Origin of the sequence: Pseudomonas sp. L7 (genome assembly GCF_046605565.1) — a bacterium.
Lineage (GTDB): Bacteria > Pseudomonadota > Gammaproteobacteria > Pseudomonadales > Pseudomonadaceae > Aquipseudomonas > Aquipseudomonas wayambapalatensis.
Genome location: NZ_CP176784.1, coordinates 527,948 through 543,836, shown reverse-complemented (window position 1 = coordinate 543,836; position 15,889 = coordinate 527,948). Strand labels below are relative to the sequence as shown.

Below are 15,889 nucleotides of genomic sequence, written 5' to 3'. Positions count from 1 at the left end.
ATAAACCTCGTGTGAACCGGCGGCGATTCTATCAGTCCGACGGCTAGACGGCATCTACGCGACGCTTTGCCGCGTAGTGGCAGCGCGCCGTATACTTCCTTGTTTATGCCCGCCAAGCGAGGCCGTAGTGGACAAGATCCTGATCCGTGGGGCACGTACCCACAACCTGAAGAACATCGACCTGACCCTGCCCCGGGACAAACTGATCGTGATCACCGGTCTGTCCGGTTCCGGCAAGTCGTCCCTGGCCTTCGACACACTCTACGCCGAAGGCCAACGCCGCTATGTGGAGTCGCTGTCGGCCTATGCCCGGCAATTTTTGTCGATGATGGAAAAGCCCGATGTCGACACCATCGAAGGCCTGTCACCGGCGATCTCCATCGAGCAGAAGTCGACCTCGCACAACCCGCGTTCGACCGTTGGCACCATCACCGAAATCTACGATTACCTGCGCCTGCTCTATGCCCGCGTCGGTACGCCACGCTGCCCGGACCACGACATTCCGCTGGAAGCGCAAACGATCAGCCAGATGGTCGACCTGGTGCTCGAGCAACCCGAAGGCAGCAAGCTGATGCTGCTGGCACCCGTGGTGCGCGAGCGCAAGGGTGAGCACCTGGCGGTGTTCGATGAGCTGCGCGCCCAGGGCTTCGTTCGTGCGCGGGTCAACGGCAAGTTGTACGAACTCGACGAGTTGCCCAAGCTCGACAAGCAGAAGAAGCACAGCATCGATGTGGTGGTCGACCGCTTCAAGGTGCGCAACGACCTGCAGCAGCGCCTGGCCGAGTCCTTCGAGACCGCCCTCAAGCTGGCCGACGGTATCGCCCTGGTGGCGCAGATGGATGACGAAAGCGCCGAGGACATGATCTTCTCCGCGCGCTTCGCCTGCCCAGTCTGCGGCCATGCGATCAGCGAGCTCGAACCCAAGCTGTTCTCCTTCAACAACCCGGCTGGCGCCTGTCCGACCTGCGACGGCCTGGGCGTGAAGCAGTACTTCGACACCAAGCGCCTGGTCAACAACGAGCTGACCCTGGCCGAAGGCGCGATCCGTGGCTGGGACCGACGCAACGTCTACTACTTCCAGATGCTCGGCTCGCTGGCGGCGCATTACGGCTTCAGCCTCGACGAGCCGTTCGGCCAGCTCTCGGCCGATCACCAGAAGGTGATCCTGCAGGGCAGCGGCAAGCAAAGCGTCGACTTCAAGTACCTCAACGACCGCGGCGACATCGTCAAGCGCTCGCACCCCTTCGAAGGCATCGTGCCGAACCTGGAGCGGCGCTACCGCGAGACGGAGTCGGCGACTGTGCGCGAGGAGCTGGCCAAGTTCCTTGGCACCCAGCCGTGCCCGGACTGCCGCGGCACCCGCCTGCGCCGCGAAGCACGCCATGTATGGGTGGGCGAAAAAACCCTGCCGGCCGTGACCAACCTGCCGATCGGCGATGCCAGCGAGTACTTTGCCACCCTGACGCTGAGCGGTCGGCGCGGAGAGATTGCAGCGAAGATCCTCAAGGAAATCTGCGAGCGCCTGCAGTTCCTGGTCAACGTCGGCCTGGACTACCTCACCCTCGACCGCAGCGCCGAAACCCTTTCGGGCGGCGAGGCCCAGCGGATCCGTCTGGCCAGCCAGATTGGCGCCGGCCTGGTGGGGGTGATGTACATCCTCGACGAGCCGTCGATCGGCCTGCACCAACGTGACAACGACCGCCTGCTGGCCACCCTCAACCACCTGCGCGACCTGGGCAACACGGTGATCGTGGTAGAGCACGACGAGGATGCCATTCGCCTGGCCGACTATGTCGTCGACATCGGCCCGGGCGCCGGGGTGCATGGCGGACAGATCGTCGCCGAAGGCTCGCCGCAGGAAGTCATGGCGCACCCCGACTCGGTGACCGGCATGTACCTGTCAGGCCGCAAGAAGATCGCCGTGCCGGCCAAACGCACGCCTCGCAACAAGAAGCTGTCGCTCAAGCTCAAGGGCGCGCGCGGCAACAACCTGCAGAACGTCGACCTTGAAGTGCCGATCGGCCTGCTGACCTGCGTCACCGGTGTGTCCGGCTCGGGCAAATCGACACTGATCAACAACACCCTGTTCCCCTTGGCCGCCACCGCGCTCAATGGTGCCAGCAGCCTGGAAGCAGCAGCGCACACCAGCATGGACGGCCTGCAACACCTGGACAAGGTAGTCGACATCGACCAGAGCCCGATCGGCCGCACACCGCGCTCGAACCCGGCCACCTATACCGGGATCTTCACTCCGATCCGCGAACTGTTCGCTGGCGTGCCCGAGTCGCGCTCGCGAGGTTATGGCCCGGGGCGCTTCTCGTTCAACGTCAAGGGCGGGCGCTGCGAAGCGTGCCAGGGCGATGGCCTGATCAAGGTGGAAATGCACTTCCTGCCGGATATCTACGTGCCGTGTGATGTGTGCAAGAGCAAGCGCTACAACCGCGAAACCCTGGAGATCAAGTACAAGGGCAAGAACATCCACGAGGTCCTGGAAATGACCATCGAGGACGCCCGCGAGTTCTTCGACGCGGTCCCGGCGTTGGCGCGCAAGCTGCAGACGCTGATGGACGTGGGCCTTTCGTACATCAAGCTGGGGCAATCGGCGACGACGCTTTCGGGCGGCGAGGCGCAGCGGGTGAAGCTGTCGCGCGAGCTGTCCAAGCGCGATACCGGCAAGACCCTCTACATCCTGGATGAGCCAACCACCGGCCTGCACTTCGCCGACATCCAGCAACTGCTGGACGTGCTGCATCGCCTGCGCGACCACGGCAACACGGTGGTGGTGATCGAGCACAACCTGGACGTGATCAAGACCGCCGACTGGCTGGTGGACCTGGGGCCGGAAGGTGGCTCGAAGGGAGGCCAGATCATTGCCAGCGGCACGCCCGAGGAACTGGCCAAGATGAAGCAGTCGTATACCGGGCATTACCTCAAGCCCTTGCTGGAACGCGATCGGGCCTGACGAAAAAAGCCCCTGACATGCAAATGCCAGGGGCTTTTCTCTATATGCGTGCCCTCTGCAGGGACGTTACATCTGCGATTGCAGGTAGTTCTGCAGCCCGATGGATTTGATCAGGCCCTGCTGCTTCTCCAGCCAGTAGGTGTGATCTTCCTCGGTGTCGGCCAGTTGCGCGCGCAGGATATCGCGGCTGATGTAGTCCTTGTGCAGCTCGCACAACTCGATGCCTTTGCACAATGCGGCGCGGACCTTGTACTCAAGGCGCAGGTCGGCAGCGATCATGTCCGGCACGGTGGTGCCCACGTCGAGGTCATCCGGGCGCATGCGCGGGGTGCCTTCGAGCATGAGAATGCGGCGAATCAGGGCATCGGCGTGCTGCGCCTCTTCTTCCATCTCGTGGTTGATACGTTCGTAGAGCTTGGCCAGGCCCCAGTCTTCGTACATGCGCGAGTGGATGAAGTATTGGTCACGTGCCGCCAGTTCGCCCGTCAGCAACGTGTTGAGGTAATCGATTACGTCCGGGTGACCTTGCATCGCCCTGATTCTCCCTGAGTGAAAGCTTGATAGGGATATAGTGTGAACCATGATTTCTTCAAGGTCACTGAAAAATGCGCAATTTGTGTGAAAAAAGCGGGCAAACCGTAGTGATTTTCATTGAAAAACCGCCCAAATGAGGGCGGTTCTCCTTATCACTTCGACTTAGGCGAGCTTGATGCCCAAGGCCTTGGCAATCCCCTCGCCGTAAGCGGGATCTGCCTTGAAGAAGTGCTGCAACTGACGCTGCACTACATCGTCGCTGACGCCTTTCAGGGTGCCGGCAATGTTGTCGATCAACAGCGCTTGCTGCTCGGCGTTCATCAGGCGGAACAGCGCACCAGCGTGGCTGTAGTAGTCATTGTCTTCGCGGTGGTCGTAACGATCCGCCGCCCCCTTGAGGGCCAGCGCAGGCTCGGCGTGACGGGGCGACTGCTTGGGCGCATCGGCGTAGCTGTTCGGCTCGTAGTTCGGAGCGCTGCCGTAGCTGCCCATGGTCATCGCACCATCGCGTTGGTAGCTGTGCACCGGGCTACGTGGCGCGTTCACCGGCAAATGCTGGTGGTTGGTGCCAATGCGGTAGCGGTGAGCATCGGCGTAGGCAAATACGCGCCCCTGCAGCATGCGGTCTGGAGACAGGCCAACACCTGGCACCATATTGCTCGGCCCGAACGCGGCCTGCTCGACTTCGGCGAAGTAGTTGAGCGGGTTGCGATTGAGTTCAAGCACACCCACCTCGATCAGCGGGTAGTCCTTCTGCGACCAGGTCTTGGTGACGTCGAAGGGGTTTTCGGCGCGGGTGGCTGCCTCTTCTTCACTCATCACCTGGATGCAGACGGTCCAGCGTGGGTAGTCGCCGCGATCGATCGCTTCGAACAGGTCACGTTGTGCGTAATCCGGATCGGTACCGGCGATACGTGCCGCATCGGCCGGGGCCAGGTTCTTGATGCCTTGCTGGGTCTTGAAGTGCCACTTGACCCAGGTACGCCGGCCATCCGCACTCAGCAGACTGTAGGTATGGCTGCCGAAACCGTGCATGTGGCGGTAGCCGTCCGGAATACCACGGTCAGAGAACAGGATGGTGACCTGGTGCAGCGCCTCGGGCGAATGCGACCAGAAGTCCCACATCATCTGGGCGTTCTTCAGGTTGGTCTGCGGGTGACGCTTCTGGGTATGGATAAAGTCCGGGAATTTCAGCGGATCGCGAATGAAGAACACGGGGGTATTGTTGCCGACGATGTCCCAGTTACCTTCCTCGGTGTAAAACTTGACGGCAAAACCGCGCGGGTCACGCTCGGTGTCGGCCGAACCACGCTCGCCGCCGACCGTGGAGAAGCGCAGGAAGGTTTCGGTCTGCTTGCCAATGCTCTCGAACAGGCGGGCGCTGGTGTATTGGGTGATGTCTCGAGTAACGGTGAAGGTGCCGTAAGCGCCCGAACCCTTGGCGTGCACGCGGCGCTCAGGGATGTTCTCGCGGTTGAAGTGGGCCAGCTTCTCGATCAGATGGAAGTCGTCGAGCAGCAACGGGCCGCGCGGGCCTGCCGAACGGGAATTCTGGTTATCGGCTACAGGTGCACCGCTGGCGGTAGTAAGAATCTTGCTCATGGGCTCTCCTTATCGGTCTCGAAACGCCGGCTAATCGGCTTGAGAGCAAGTATGGATGGGCAACATGACAAGATCTAATTTATAGATATGCTTATATCGATAGTTTTTTACAATTCATGTAAACACAAAAAACCGGGCACTAGGCCCGGTTTCTTGCAGCAGACGGAACGTCTTACTCGGCAGCTTCTACAGCACCACCGACCGGACGATCAACCAGCTCGACGTACGCCATAGGCGCGTTGTCGCCAGCGCGGAAACCGCACTTCAGGATGCGCAGGTAGCCGCCCTGACGGGTGGCGTAACGCTTGCCCAGGTCGTTGAACAGCTTGCCAACAGCGGATTTCGAACGGGTACGGTCGAAAGCCAGACGACGGTTGGCGACGCTATCTTCCTTGGCCAGGGTGATCAGCGGCTCGGCAACGCGGCGCAGTTCCTTGGCTTTCGGCAGGGTGGTTTTGATCAGCTCGTGCTCGATCAACGACACTGCCATGTTCTGGAACATAGCCTTGCGGTGAGAGCTGGTACGGCTCAGGTGACGTCCACTTTTACGATGACGCATGATTCATTCCTTACCAAACACTACGTTCGGTGATTACGACGATCAGGCAGTCGCCTTGTCGTCTTTCTTAAGACTTGCAGGCGGCCAGTTGTCGAGGCGCATGCCGAGAGACAGACCACGGGAGGCCAGGACGTCCTTGATTTCAGTCAGGGACTTCTTGCCCAGGTTAGGAGTCTTCAACAGCTCTACTTCGGTACGCTGAATCAGGTCGCCGATGTAGTAGATGTTCTCCGCCTTGAGGCAGTTGGCCGAACGTACAGTCAGTTCCAGGTCGTCAACCGGGCGCAGCAGGATCGGATCGATCTCGTCTTCCTGCTCGACCACGACCGGCTCGCTGTCACCTTTGAGGTCGACGAACGCGGCCAGCTGCTGTTGCAGGATGGTCGCGGCACGACGAATGGCCTCTTCAGGGTCCAGGGTGCCGTTGGTTTCCAGATCGAGGACCAGCTTGTCCAGGTTGGTACGCTGTTCAACACGGGCGTTCTCGACCACGTAGGCGATACGACGCACCGGGCTGAACGAAGCGTCCAGCTGAAGACGGCCAATGCTGCGGCTTTCATCTTCGTCAGTCTGACGGGAATCGGCCGGCTCGTAACCGCGACCACGAGCTACGGTGAGCTTCATGTTCAGGGCGCCGTTGGACGCCAGGTTCGCGATTACGTGATCGGGATTGACGATCTCGACATCGTGATCCAGCTGAATATCGGCAGCGGTAACCACCCCCGAACCCTTTTTCGACAAGGTCAGCGTAACTTCGTCACGACCGTGCAGCTTGATCGCCAGGCCTTTGAGGTTCAACAGGATTTCAATGACGTCTTCCTGTACACCTTCGATCGCGGAGTACTCATGGAGTACGCCATCGATCTCGGCCTCGACTACTGCACAGCCAGGCATGGAGGACAACAGGATGCGACGCAGCGCGTTGCCCAGGGTATGGCCGAAACCACGCTCGAGAGGCTCGAGCGTGATCTTGGCGCGGGTTGGACTGACTACCTGCACGTCGATGTGACGGGGAGTCAGGAACTCATTTACCGAAATCTGCATGGATGCACCTATTTTCTAGCCCTTACTTGGAGTAGAGCTCGACAATCAGGTTTTCGTTGATGTCGGCGGACAGATCGCTGCGAGCAGGAACGTTCTTGAAAACGCCCGACTTTTTAGCGGAATCAACGTCTACCCACTCAACGCGGCCACGCTGGGCGCACAGTTCAAGGGCTTGAACAATGCGCAGCTGGTTCAGCGACTTCTCACGAACCGCGACCACGTCACCCGGACGAACTTGGTAGGATGGAATGTTTACGGTCTTGCCGTTGACGCTGATCGCTTTGTGCGAAACCAGCTGACGGGATTCGGAACGAGTCGAACCGAAGCCCATACGGTAAACGACGTTGTCCAGGCGGCATTCCAGCAGTTGCAGCAGGTTCTCACCAGTAGCGCCTTTTTTCGAGGCTGCGACTTGGTAGTAACCGCGGAACTGGCGCTCCAGGACACCGTAGATACGGCGGACTTTTTGTTTCTCGCGCAGCTGGGTACCGTAGTCGGACTGACGGCCACGGCGCTGGCCGTGGATACCTGGGGCTGCTTCGATGTTGCACTTCGATTCCAGAGCGCGAACGCCGCTCTTCAGGAACAGGTCAGTGCCTTCACGGCGAGACAGTTTGCATTTTGGACCAATGTAACGTGCCATTTATCTGTCTCCTGATTACACGCGACGCTTCTTCGGCGGACGGCACCCGTTATGCGGGATTGGCGTCACGTCGGTGATGCTGGCGATCTTGTAGCCGCAGCTGTTCAGTGCACGAACGGCGGACTCACGACCTGGACCTGGACCCTTGACGTTGACGTCGAGGTTCTTCAGACCGTATTCCAGCGCAGCTTGACCAGCACGCTCAGCAGCGATCTGGGCTGCGAACGGGGTGGATTTGCGCGAACCACGGAAACCCGAACCACCGGAGGTCGCCCAGGACAAAGCATTGCCCTGACGGTCGGTGATGGTCACGATGGTGTTGTTGAAAGACGCATGGATGTGGGCGATGCCATCAACCACTGTCTTTTTGACTTTTTTACGAGGACGAGCAGCAGGTTTTGCCATGTCTATATTCCTGGGCGATTACTTGCGGATCGGCTTACGCGGGCCCTTACGGGTGCGTGCGTTGGTCTTGGTGCGCTGACCGCGAACCGGCAGACCTTTACGATGACGCAGGCCGCGGTAGCAACCCAGGTCCATCAAGCGCTTGATCTTCATGTTGATGTCACGACGCAGGTCACCTTCGGTGGTGAACTTCGCAACTTCGCCACGCAGGGTTTCGATTTGCTCGTCGCTCAGATCCTTGATCTTAGCGGCTGGATTTACACCAGCGTCTGCACAGATTTTCTGTGCAGTTGTGCGACCGACACCATAGATGTAGGTCAGCGAGATAACAGTATGCTTGTTATCTGGAATGTTGACGCCTGCAATACGGGCCATTCAGTGGGACTCCAATTGACAGCTACCTACGCCCCGGAAGCCAAGAAATAGGGCGCGAGATAATATCGCTGTAGAAACGAATAATCAACCCAGCAGCACACTAGCTGCTGGGTTTGAAGCGCAGATCACACTCAGCCTTGGCGCTGCTTGTGACGCGGTTCCGCGCTGCAGATCACGCGCACGATACCTTCGCGACGAATGATCTTGCAGTTGCGGCACAGCTTTTTCACCGATGCACGAACTTTCATTACCGACTCCTCGAACCTTAGGGGTCTATCAGCGCAGCAGGCCGCTGCCACCGTAGCCTTTCAGGTTGGCTTTCTTCATCAGGGATTCGTACTGGTGCGAAACGAGGTGCGATTGTACTTGGGACATGAAGTCCATCACAACCACTACCACAATCAGCAACGAGGTCCCGCCAAGGTAGAACGGCACGTTTGCTGCCACCACCAGGAACTGGGGCAGAAGGCAGACGGCCATCATGTAAAGAGCACCGAACATGGTCAGACGAGTCAGAACGCCATCAATGTAGCGCGCCGACTGCTCACCAGGACGGATACCCGGAATAAAGGCACCGGACTTCTTCAGGTTTTCCGCTACGTCTTTCGGGTTGAACATCAACGCTGTGTAGAAGAAGCAGAAGAAGATGATCCCTGCACTAAACAGCAGAATGTTCAACGGCTGACCAGGAGCGATCGACTGCGAGATGTCCTGCAGCCAGCCCATACCTTCGGACTGACCGAACCAGGCACCCAGCGAAGCCGGGAACAGCAAGATGCTGCTCGCGAAAATGGCAGGAATGACGCCCGCCATGTTCACTTTCAGCGGCAAGTGGCTGGTCTGCGCAGCGAAGACCTTGCGGCCCTGCTGACGCTTGGCGTAGTGAACGGCGATACGACGCTGACCACGCTCAATGAACACCACGAAACCGATAATCGCTACTGCAAGCAAACCGATAGCGACCAGGGCGAAGATGTTGATATCGCCTGTGCGCGCAGACTCGAAAGACTGCCCGATTGCTCTCGGAAGACCGGCAACGATACCTGCGAAGATCAACATCGAGATACCGTTGCCCACACCGCGCTCGGTGATCTGCTCGCCGAGCCACATCATGAACATTGCGCCAGCCACGAAAGTGGAGACGGCAACGACATGGAAGCCCAGGCCTGCAGAAAACGCCACGCCCTGGTTGGCCAGGCCAATGGACATGCCAATGGCTTGAACCAGCGCCAGGATAACGGTGCCGTAGCGGGTGTACTGGCTGATCTTGCGACGGCCAGCTTCACCTTCCTTCTTCAACTGCTCCAGTTGAGGGCTGACTGCGGTCATGAGCTGCATGATGATCGATGCCGAGATGTACGGCATGATCCCCAGTGCAAAGATGCTCATGCGCTCCAGCGCACCACCGGAAAACATGTTGAACAAGCTAAGAATGGTCCCCTCATTCTGTCGAAACAGATCCGCCAGACGGTCTGGATTGATGCCAGGCACCGGGATATGTGCGCCGATCCGATAGACGATGATCGCCATGAACAGAAAGCGCAGACGAGCCCAGAGTTCCGACATCCCGCCCTTACCGAGCGAAGAGAGAGCACCTTGCTTAGCCATTTATTCCTCGAACTTGCCGCCAGCTGCTTCGATAGCCGCACGCGCACCTTTGGTGACGGCGATGCCCTTGATAGTGACTGCGCGAGTGACTTCGCCGGACAGCATGATTTTCACACGCTGTACATGCTGGCCAATCACGTTGGCGTCTTTCAGGGACTGTACGGAGATCACGTCGCCTTCCACCTTGGCCAGCTCGGACAGACGCACTTCAGCGCGGTCCATGGCTTTCAGGGAAACGAAGCCGAACTTCGGCAGACGACGGTGCAGCGGCTGTTGACCGCCTTCGAAGCCCGGAGCGATGGTGCCACCGGAACGGGAGGTCTGACCTTTGTGACCGCGGCCACCAGTCTTGCCCAAACCGCTACCGATACCACGACCCGGACGATGCTTCTCGCGACGGGAACCCGGCGCTGGACTCAGATCATTGAGTTTCATCGATTAACCCTCGACGCGCAGCATGTAGTAAGCCTTGTTGATCATCCCGCGATTCTCGGGAGTATCCTGGACTTCTACAGTGTGACCGATGCGACGCAGACCCAGGCCTTTAACGCACAGGATGTGGTTAGGCAGACGGCCGGCGGTGCTCTTGATCAGCGTTACTTTTACGGTTGCCATGATCAGAAGATCTCCTCAACACTCTTGCCGCGCTTGGCAGCAATGGACTCAGGAGATTGCATGGCTTTCAGACCCTTGAAGGTGGCGTAAACCACGTTCACTGGGTTGGTCGAACCGTAGCACTTGGCCAGAACGTTCTGGACACCAGCAACTTCCAGGACAGCACGCATTGCGCCGCCGGCGATGATACCGGTACCTTCCGAAGCAGGCTGCATGTAAACCTTCGAGGCGCCGTGGGCAGCCTTGGTGGCGTACTGCAGGGTGGTGCCCTTCAGGTCAACCTGGATCATGTTGCGACGGGCAGCTTCCATGGCTTTCTGGATCGCGGCAGGTACTTCGCGCGATTTGCCACGGCCGAAGCCGACGCGACCTTTGCCATCACCTACCACGGTCAGCGCGGTGAAGGTGAAGATACGGCCGCCTTTAACGGTTTTAGCAACGCGGTTAACTTGAACCAGCTTCTCGATGTAGCCTTCGTCGCGCTTTTGATCGTTATTTGCCATAACTTAGAACTCCAGTCCGCCTTCACGAGCAGCATCGGCCAGCGCCTTGACGCGACCATGGTACTTGAAGCCGGAACGGTCAAAGGCAACTTGAGATACACCGGCGGCTTTCGCACGCTCAGCTACCAGCTTGCCAACCTTAGTGGCCGCGTCGATGTTGCCGGTGGCGCCATCACGCAGTTCTTTGTCCAAGGTCGAGGCGCTTGCCAGAACCTTGCTGCCGTCGGCCGAAATGACCTGGGCATAGATGTGCTGCGAGGAGCGGAACACGCACAGACGCACGGCTTCGAGCTCGTGCATTTTCAGGCGTGCTTTGCGAGCGCGACGCAGTCGAATAACTTTTTTGTCGGTCATTTGCTAGGCCCTACTTCTTCTTGGCTTCTTTACGACGGACTACTTCGTCCGCGTAACGCACACCCTTGCCTTTGTAAGGCTCTGGCGGACGGAAATCGCGGATTTCAGCGGCCACCTGACCCACCAGCTGCTTGTCGATACCCTTGATCAGGATGTCGGTCTGGCTTGGGGTTTCAGCGGTGATACCGGCTGGCAGTTCGTAGTCCACTGGATGCGAGAAGCCCAGAGCCAGGTTCAGGATGGTGCCCTTGGCCTGTGCCTTGTAACCAACACCGACCAGCTGGAGCTTGCGCTCGAAGCCTTGGCTTACGCCCTGGACCATGTTGTTCACCAGAGCACGGGTGGTACCGGCCATGGCGCGAGCTTGCTGGTCACCGTTGCGAGCGACGAAGCGCAGCTCGCCAGACTCTTCGGTAACTTCAACAGACGAGTGAACGTTCAGTTCGAGAGTGCCCTTGGCACCCTTCACCGAAAGCTGCTGGCCGGCGAATTTGACTTCGACACCGGATGGCAGCTTAACGGGGTTCTTAGCGACGCGAGACATGCCTATCTCCCCTTAGAACACTGTGCACAGAACTTCGCCACCGACACCGGCAGCGCGCGCAGCGCGATCAGTCATCACACCTTTGTTGGTGGAGACGATAGACACGCCCAGACCGCCACGTACTTTCGGCAGGTCAGAGACGGACTTGTACTGGCGCAGGCCTGGACGGCTGGAGCGCTTCAGTTCTTCGATGACCGGACGGCCTTCGAAGTACTTCAGTTCGATCGACAGGGAAGGCTTGGCTTCGCCACTGACCTGGTAGCCAGCGATGTAACCTTCGTCCTTCAGAACTTTGGCAACCGCGACCTTCAGAGTGGAGGAAGGCATGCTTACGACGGACTTTTCAGCCATCTGGGCATTACGGATGCGAGTTAGCATGTCCGCTAACGGGTCCTGCATACTCATGGGCTAGATGCTCCTGATACAAGAATTATTAGCCTTGCGGCTATCACAACCACCTGACCGCCCCGGGCAAAAAACCCAGGCTCAGGTGAGCCGGTCATTCTAGACACAAGACAGAAACGAAACAAGCCCCACGAGGGGGCTTGTTTGTTGGCGATGTCACCGGCGGTCGGAAGATTGCTCCCCCTACGCCGGGATCACACCTGCAGCTATTACCAGGAGGCCTTGACCAGACCTGGTACGTCACCGCGCATTGCAGCTTGACGCAGCATGTTACGGCCCAGGCCGAACTTACGGTAAACACCGTGAGGACGACCGGTCAGGCGGCAACGGTTGCGCAGGCGCGAGGCGCTGGCATCACGAGGCTGCTTCTGCAGAGCGACAACGGCAGCGAAACGCTCTTCTGGAGAGGCGTTCAGGTTGACGATGGTCGCTTTCAGCTCGGCACGCTTTTTGGCGTACTTGGCTACCGTGAGCTGACGCTTCAGCTCGCGGTTTTTCATGCTCTTCTTGGCCATTTTCCTACTCCAATCAGTTGCGGAACGGGAACTTGAATGCACGCAGCAGAGCGCGGCCTTCGTCGTCCGAACGAGCAGTGGTGGTCAGGGTGATGTCCAAACCGCGCAGAGCATCGATCTTGTCGTAGTCGATTTCCGGGAAGATGATCTGCTCTTTCACGCCCATGCTGTAGTTGCCACGGCCATCGAAGGACTTGGCATTCAGGCCGCGGAAGTCGCGAACCCGAGGCAGGGAGATCGCCAGCAGGCGGTCCAGGAATTCGTACATCTTGTCGCTACGCAGGGTCACCTTGACGCCGATCGGCCAGCCTTCACGGACTTTGAAGCCCGCGATGGATTTACGAGCGAAAGTCACGACCGGCTTTTGACCGGTGATCTTTTCCAGGTCGGCAACTGCGTGCTCGATGACTTTCTTGTCGCCGATCGCTTCGCCCAGACCCATGTTCAGGGTGATCTTGGTAACGCGCGGAACTTCCATCACGTTCGACAGCTTAAGTTCTTCCTTAAGCTTGGGAGCGATTTCGTTCCGGTACATCTCTTTCAGTCGTGCCATGGTCTTCTACCTAGCAGTGTTCAAGCATCAACCGCTTTTTGGGTCGACTTGAAGACACGAATTTTCTTACCGTCTTCTACTTTGAAACCAACGCGGTCAGCCTTGTTGGTTTCGCCATTGAAGATGGCAACGTTGGAAGCGTGCAGAGGCGCTTCTTTCTCGACGATACCGCCCTGAACGCCTGCCATCGGGTTCGGCTTGGTATGACGCTTGACCAGGTTGACACCACCGATGACCAGACGGTCATCAGCGAGAACCTTCAGCACCTTACCGCGCTTACCCTTGTCTTTGCCGGCGATCACGATGATCTCGTCGTCACGACGAATCTTTTGCATGTCGGATCTCCTTACAGCACTTCAGGGGCGAGCGAGACGATCTTCATGAACTTCTCGTTACGAAGTTCACGGGTCACTGGCCCGAAGATGCGGGTACCGATCGGCTCTTGCTTGTTGTTCAGCAGAACAGCAGCGTTGCCGTCGAAACGAATGATGGAACCGTCAGCGCGACGTACACCGTGACGGGTACGGACGACAACAGCGGTCATCACCTGGCCTTTCTTGACCTTACCGCGAGGAATCGCTTCCTTGACGGTAACTTTGATGATGTCACCGATGCCAGCGTAACGGCGGTGCGAACCGCCGAGCACCTTGATGCACATGACGCGACGAGCGCCGCTGTTATCGGCCACATCGAGCATGGATTGAGTCTGAATCATAAAATTTCTCCGACCCCTAGCCCTTAGACTTCAACAGCGCGTTCGAGGACTTCAACCAGTGCCCAGGACTTGGTCTTGGCCAGCGGACGAGTTTCGGTGATCGAAACCTTGTCGCCGATCTTGCACTGATTGGTTTCGTCGTGCGCGTGCAGCTTAGTCGAACGCTTAACGTATTTACCGTAGATCGGGTGCTTTACGCGACGCTCGATCAGAACGGTGATGGTCTTGTCCATTTTGTCGCTGACGACACGGCCAGTCAGCGTACGGACGGTTTTTTCAGCTTCAGCCATGATCACTTACCTGCCTGCTGGTTGAGCACAGTTTTCACGCGAGCGATGTCACGCTTAACTTGCGAGAGCAGGTGCGACTGCCCCAACTGGCCAGTTGCTTTCTGCATACGCAGATTGAACTGGTCGCGCAGCAAGCCGAGCAGTTGCTCATTCAGTTGCTGTGCCGATTTTTCACGAAGTTCATTCGCTTTCATCACATCACCGTCCGCTTAACAAAGGAGGTGGCGAGAGGCAGCTTTGCAGCAGCCAGGGCGAAAGCTTCGCGCGCCAGCTCTTCAGAAACACCCTCGATCTCGTACAGGACTTTGCCTGGCTGGATCTGGGCAACCCAGTACTCCACGGAACCCTTACCTTTACCCATACGAACCTCGAGAGGCTTCTTGGTAACCGGCTTGTCCGGGAATACACGGATCCAGATCTTGCCGCCACGTTTTACGTGACGGGTCAGGGCACGACGTGCCGACTCGATCTGGCGAGCGGTGAGGCGACCGCGAGCGACAGCTTTCAGAGCGAACTCGCCGAAGCTGACCTTGCTACCGCGCAGTGCCAGACCACGGTTGTGGCCGGTCATCTGCTTGCGGAATTTTGTACGCTTTGGTTGCAACATTTGGCGTACCCCTTACTTAGCAGCTTTTTTACGAGGCGCTGGTGCTTGCGGCTTCAGCTCTTCCTGGCGACCACCAATCACTTCGCCTTTGAAGATCCAAACCTTGACACCGATCACACCGTAGGTGGTGTGAGCTTCGTAGGTGTTGTAGTCGATATCGGCACGCAGGGTGTGCAGAGGCACACGACCTTCGCGATACCACTCGGTACGGGCGATCTCGGCACCGCCAAGACGACCGCTCACCTGGATCTTGATGCCCTTGGCACCAATACGCATGGCGTTCTGTACGGCGCGCTTCATGGCGCGACGGAACATAACGCGGCGCTCCAGCTGCTGGGCAACGCTTTGCGCAACCAGCATGGCGTCGAGTTCCGGCTTGCGGATCTCTTCGATGTTGATGTGCACAGGCACACCCATCTGCTTGGTCAGGTCCTGACGCAGCTTCTCGACATCCTCACCCTTCTTGCCGATAACGATACCGGGACGAGCGGTGTGGATGGTGATGCGTGCAGTTTGAGCCGGACGATGAATATCGATACGGCTTACGGACGCGCTTTTTAGTTTGTCTTGGAGGTACTCACGCGTTTTCAGATCCTTCAACAGGTAATCTGCGTAAGTAGCACCGTCTGCGTACCAGACGGAGGTGTGCTCCTTGACGATTCCCAGGCGAATGCCAGTGGGATGTACTTTCTGACCCATCTGATCGACTCCGTTACTTGTCCGCAACCTTGACAGTGATATGGCAAGACCGCTTGACGATGCGATCAGCGCGGCCTTTGGCACGCGGCATGATGCGCTTCAGCGAACGCCCTTCGTTGACGAAAACGGTGCTGACCTTCAGGTCATCAACGTCTGCGCCTTCGTTGTGTTCGGCGTTGGCAACGGCCGACTCGAGGACTTTCTTCATGATTTCAGCGGCTTTTTTGCTGCTGAAGGCCAACAGGTTGAGCGCTTCGCCCACCTTCTTCCCGCGGATCTGGTCGGCGACCAAGCGGGCTTTCTGGGCGGAGATTCGAGCGCCCGACAACTTAGCGGCTACTTCCATTTCCTTACCCC

At 58.3% G+C, this 15,889-nt stretch carries 25 protein-coding genes; 1 reads left to right on the top strand and 24 read right to left on the bottom strand.

The window, feature by feature from the left end:
- The first annotated feature begins 127 nt into the window (after positions 1-127).
- Positions 128-2,962, top strand: coding sequence for an excinuclease ABC subunit UvrA (gene uvrA, locus ACK3BK_RS02595; protein ID WP_186670256.1), 2,835 nt, complete (start codon positions 128-130; stop codon positions 2,960-2,962).
- 66 nt (positions 2,963-3,028) lie between these two features.
- On the opposite strand, the gene bfr is transcribed toward uvrA, so the two are convergent.
- The 24 genes from bfr to rplV all read right to left on the bottom strand — a co-directional run bounded on the left by bfr (position 3,029) and on the right by rplV (position 15,878).
- Positions 3,029-3,493 (bottom strand): bacterioferritin, encoded by a 465-nt coding sequence (bfr, locus tag ACK3BK_RS02590; RefSeq protein WP_063542481.1) that lies wholly within the window; start codon positions 3,491-3,493, stop codon positions 3,029-3,031.
- Positions 3,494-3,658: 165 nt separating this feature from the next.
- Positions 3,659-5,098 (bottom strand): catalase, encoded by a 1,440-nt coding sequence (locus ACK3BK_RS02585; RefSeq protein ID WP_411383674.1) that lies wholly within the window; start codon positions 5,096-5,098, stop codon positions 3,659-3,661.
- A gap of 172 nt (positions 5,099-5,270) precedes the next feature.
- Positions 5,271-5,657: a 50S ribosomal protein L17 gene (gene rplQ, locus ACK3BK_RS02580; protein ID WP_003255451.1), complete on the bottom strand. Its 387-nt coding sequence runs from the start codon at positions 5,655-5,657 to the stop codon at positions 5,271-5,273.
- A gap of 42 nt (positions 5,658-5,699) precedes the next feature.
- On the bottom strand, positions 5,700-6,701 hold the full coding sequence (locus tag ACK3BK_RS02575; protein ID WP_196178294.1) for a DNA-directed RNA polymerase subunit alpha: 1,002 nt from the start codon (positions 6,699-6,701) through the stop codon (positions 5,700-5,702).
- Positions 6,702-6,723: 22 nt separating this feature from the next.
- Positions 6,724-7,344, bottom strand: a complete 621-nt coding sequence (gene rpsD, locus ACK3BK_RS02570) for a 30S ribosomal protein S4 (protein WP_054893564.1) — start codon at positions 7,342-7,344, stop codon at positions 6,724-6,726.
- Positions 7,345-7,359: 15 nt separating this feature from the next.
- The gene (gene rpsK / locus ACK3BK_RS02565) at positions 7,360-7,749 is read right to left on the bottom strand and encodes a 30S ribosomal protein S11 (protein WP_003255454.1); all 390 of its coding nucleotides are present in this window, start codon (positions 7,747-7,749) and stop codon (positions 7,360-7,362) included.
- Between the two features lie 18 nt (positions 7,750-7,767).
- Entirely contained in the window at positions 7,768-8,124 is a 357-nt protein-coding gene (gene rpsM, locus ACK3BK_RS02560; protein WP_003255457.1) for a 30S ribosomal protein S13, read from the bottom strand.
- A 131-nt stretch (positions 8,125-8,255) separates the two neighbouring features.
- Complete coding sequence (gene rpmJ, locus ACK3BK_RS02555; RefSeq protein WP_011531897.1) at positions 8,256-8,372, bottom strand: 50S ribosomal protein L36; 117 nt, start codon at positions 8,370-8,372, stop codon at positions 8,256-8,258.
- A 28-nt stretch (positions 8,373-8,400) separates the two neighbouring features.
- Entirely contained in the window at positions 8,401-9,732 is a 1,332-nt protein-coding gene (secY, locus tag ACK3BK_RS02550; RefSeq protein ID WP_003255459.1) for a preprotein translocase subunit SecY, read from the bottom strand.
- Entirely contained in the window at positions 9,733-10,167 is a 435-nt protein-coding gene (gene rplO, locus ACK3BK_RS02545) for a 50S ribosomal protein L15 (RefSeq protein WP_054893563.1), read from the bottom strand. It abuts the gene before it with no gap.
- A gap of 3 nt (positions 10,168-10,170) precedes the next feature.
- Positions 10,171-10,347: a 50S ribosomal protein L30 gene (gene rpmD, locus ACK3BK_RS02540; protein ID WP_029614570.1), complete on the bottom strand. Its 177-nt coding sequence runs from the start codon at positions 10,345-10,347 to the stop codon at positions 10,171-10,173.
- A gap of 2 nt (positions 10,348-10,349) precedes the next feature.
- Positions 10,350-10,850, bottom strand: a complete 501-nt coding sequence (gene rpsE, locus ACK3BK_RS02535) for a 30S ribosomal protein S5 (protein ID WP_003255465.1) — start codon at positions 10,848-10,850, stop codon at positions 10,350-10,352.
- Between the two features lie 3 nt (positions 10,851-10,853).
- Positions 10,854-11,204 (bottom strand): 50S ribosomal protein L18, encoded by a 351-nt coding sequence (rplR, locus tag ACK3BK_RS02530; protein ID WP_023629183.1) that lies wholly within the window; start codon positions 11,202-11,204, stop codon positions 10,854-10,856.
- A gap of 10 nt (positions 11,205-11,214) precedes the next feature.
- Positions 11,215-11,748, bottom strand: coding sequence for a 50S ribosomal protein L6 (rplF, locus tag ACK3BK_RS02525; RefSeq protein ID WP_027594874.1), 534 nt, complete (start codon positions 11,746-11,748; stop codon positions 11,215-11,217).
- A 12-nt stretch (positions 11,749-11,760) separates the two neighbouring features.
- The gene (gene rpsH, locus ACK3BK_RS02520) at positions 11,761-12,153 is read right to left on the bottom strand and encodes a 30S ribosomal protein S8 (RefSeq protein WP_023382627.1); all 393 of its coding nucleotides are present in this window, start codon (positions 12,151-12,153) and stop codon (positions 11,761-11,763) included.
- A gap of 209 nt (positions 12,154-12,362) precedes the next feature.
- The gene (rpsN, locus tag ACK3BK_RS02515) at positions 12,363-12,668 is read right to left on the bottom strand and encodes a 30S ribosomal protein S14 (RefSeq protein ID WP_013970638.1); all 306 of its coding nucleotides are present in this window, start codon (positions 12,666-12,668) and stop codon (positions 12,363-12,365) included.
- 13 nt (positions 12,669-12,681) lie between these two features.
- Positions 12,682-13,203 (bottom strand): 50S ribosomal protein L5, encoded by a 522-nt coding sequence (gene rplE, locus ACK3BK_RS02510; protein ID WP_400615751.1) that lies wholly within the window; start codon positions 13,201-13,203, stop codon positions 12,682-12,684.
- 38 nt (positions 13,204-13,241) lie between these two features.
- The gene (gene rplX, locus ACK3BK_RS02505; protein ID WP_003255476.1) at positions 13,242-13,556 is read right to left on the bottom strand and encodes a 50S ribosomal protein L24; all 315 of its coding nucleotides are present in this window, start codon (positions 13,554-13,556) and stop codon (positions 13,242-13,244) included.
- An 11-nt stretch (positions 13,557-13,567) separates the two neighbouring features.
- The gene (gene rplN / locus ACK3BK_RS02500; protein ID WP_011063774.1) at positions 13,568-13,936 is read right to left on the bottom strand and encodes a 50S ribosomal protein L14; all 369 of its coding nucleotides are present in this window, start codon (positions 13,934-13,936) and stop codon (positions 13,568-13,570) included.
- Between the two features lie 23 nt (positions 13,937-13,959).
- A complete protein-coding gene (gene rpsQ / locus ACK3BK_RS02495; protein WP_023534981.1) occupies positions 13,960-14,226 on the bottom strand; it encodes a 30S ribosomal protein S17 in 267 nt (88 codons plus the stop codon).
- Between the two features lie 2 nt (positions 14,227-14,228).
- Positions 14,229-14,420 (bottom strand): 50S ribosomal protein L29, encoded by a 192-nt coding sequence (gene rpmC / locus ACK3BK_RS02490; RefSeq protein WP_002555481.1) that lies wholly within the window; start codon positions 14,418-14,420, stop codon positions 14,229-14,231.
- The gene (rplP, locus tag ACK3BK_RS02485; protein WP_009397508.1) at positions 14,420-14,833 is read right to left on the bottom strand and encodes a 50S ribosomal protein L16; all 414 of its coding nucleotides are present in this window, start codon (positions 14,831-14,833) and stop codon (positions 14,420-14,422) included. The genes rpmC and rplP overlap by 1 nt, the downstream gene beginning before the upstream one ends.
- A 12-nt stretch (positions 14,834-14,845) precedes the next feature.
- Positions 14,846-15,532: a 30S ribosomal protein S3 gene (gene rpsC, locus ACK3BK_RS02480; RefSeq protein WP_003255481.1), complete on the bottom strand. Its 687-nt coding sequence runs from the start codon at positions 15,530-15,532 to the stop codon at positions 14,846-14,848.
- A gap of 13 nt (positions 15,533-15,545) precedes the next feature.
- A complete protein-coding gene (gene rplV, locus ACK3BK_RS02475) occupies positions 15,546-15,878 on the bottom strand; it encodes a 50S ribosomal protein L22 (RefSeq protein WP_003103908.1) in 333 nt (110 codons plus the stop codon).
- Positions 15,879-15,889: the final 11 nt, after the last annotated feature.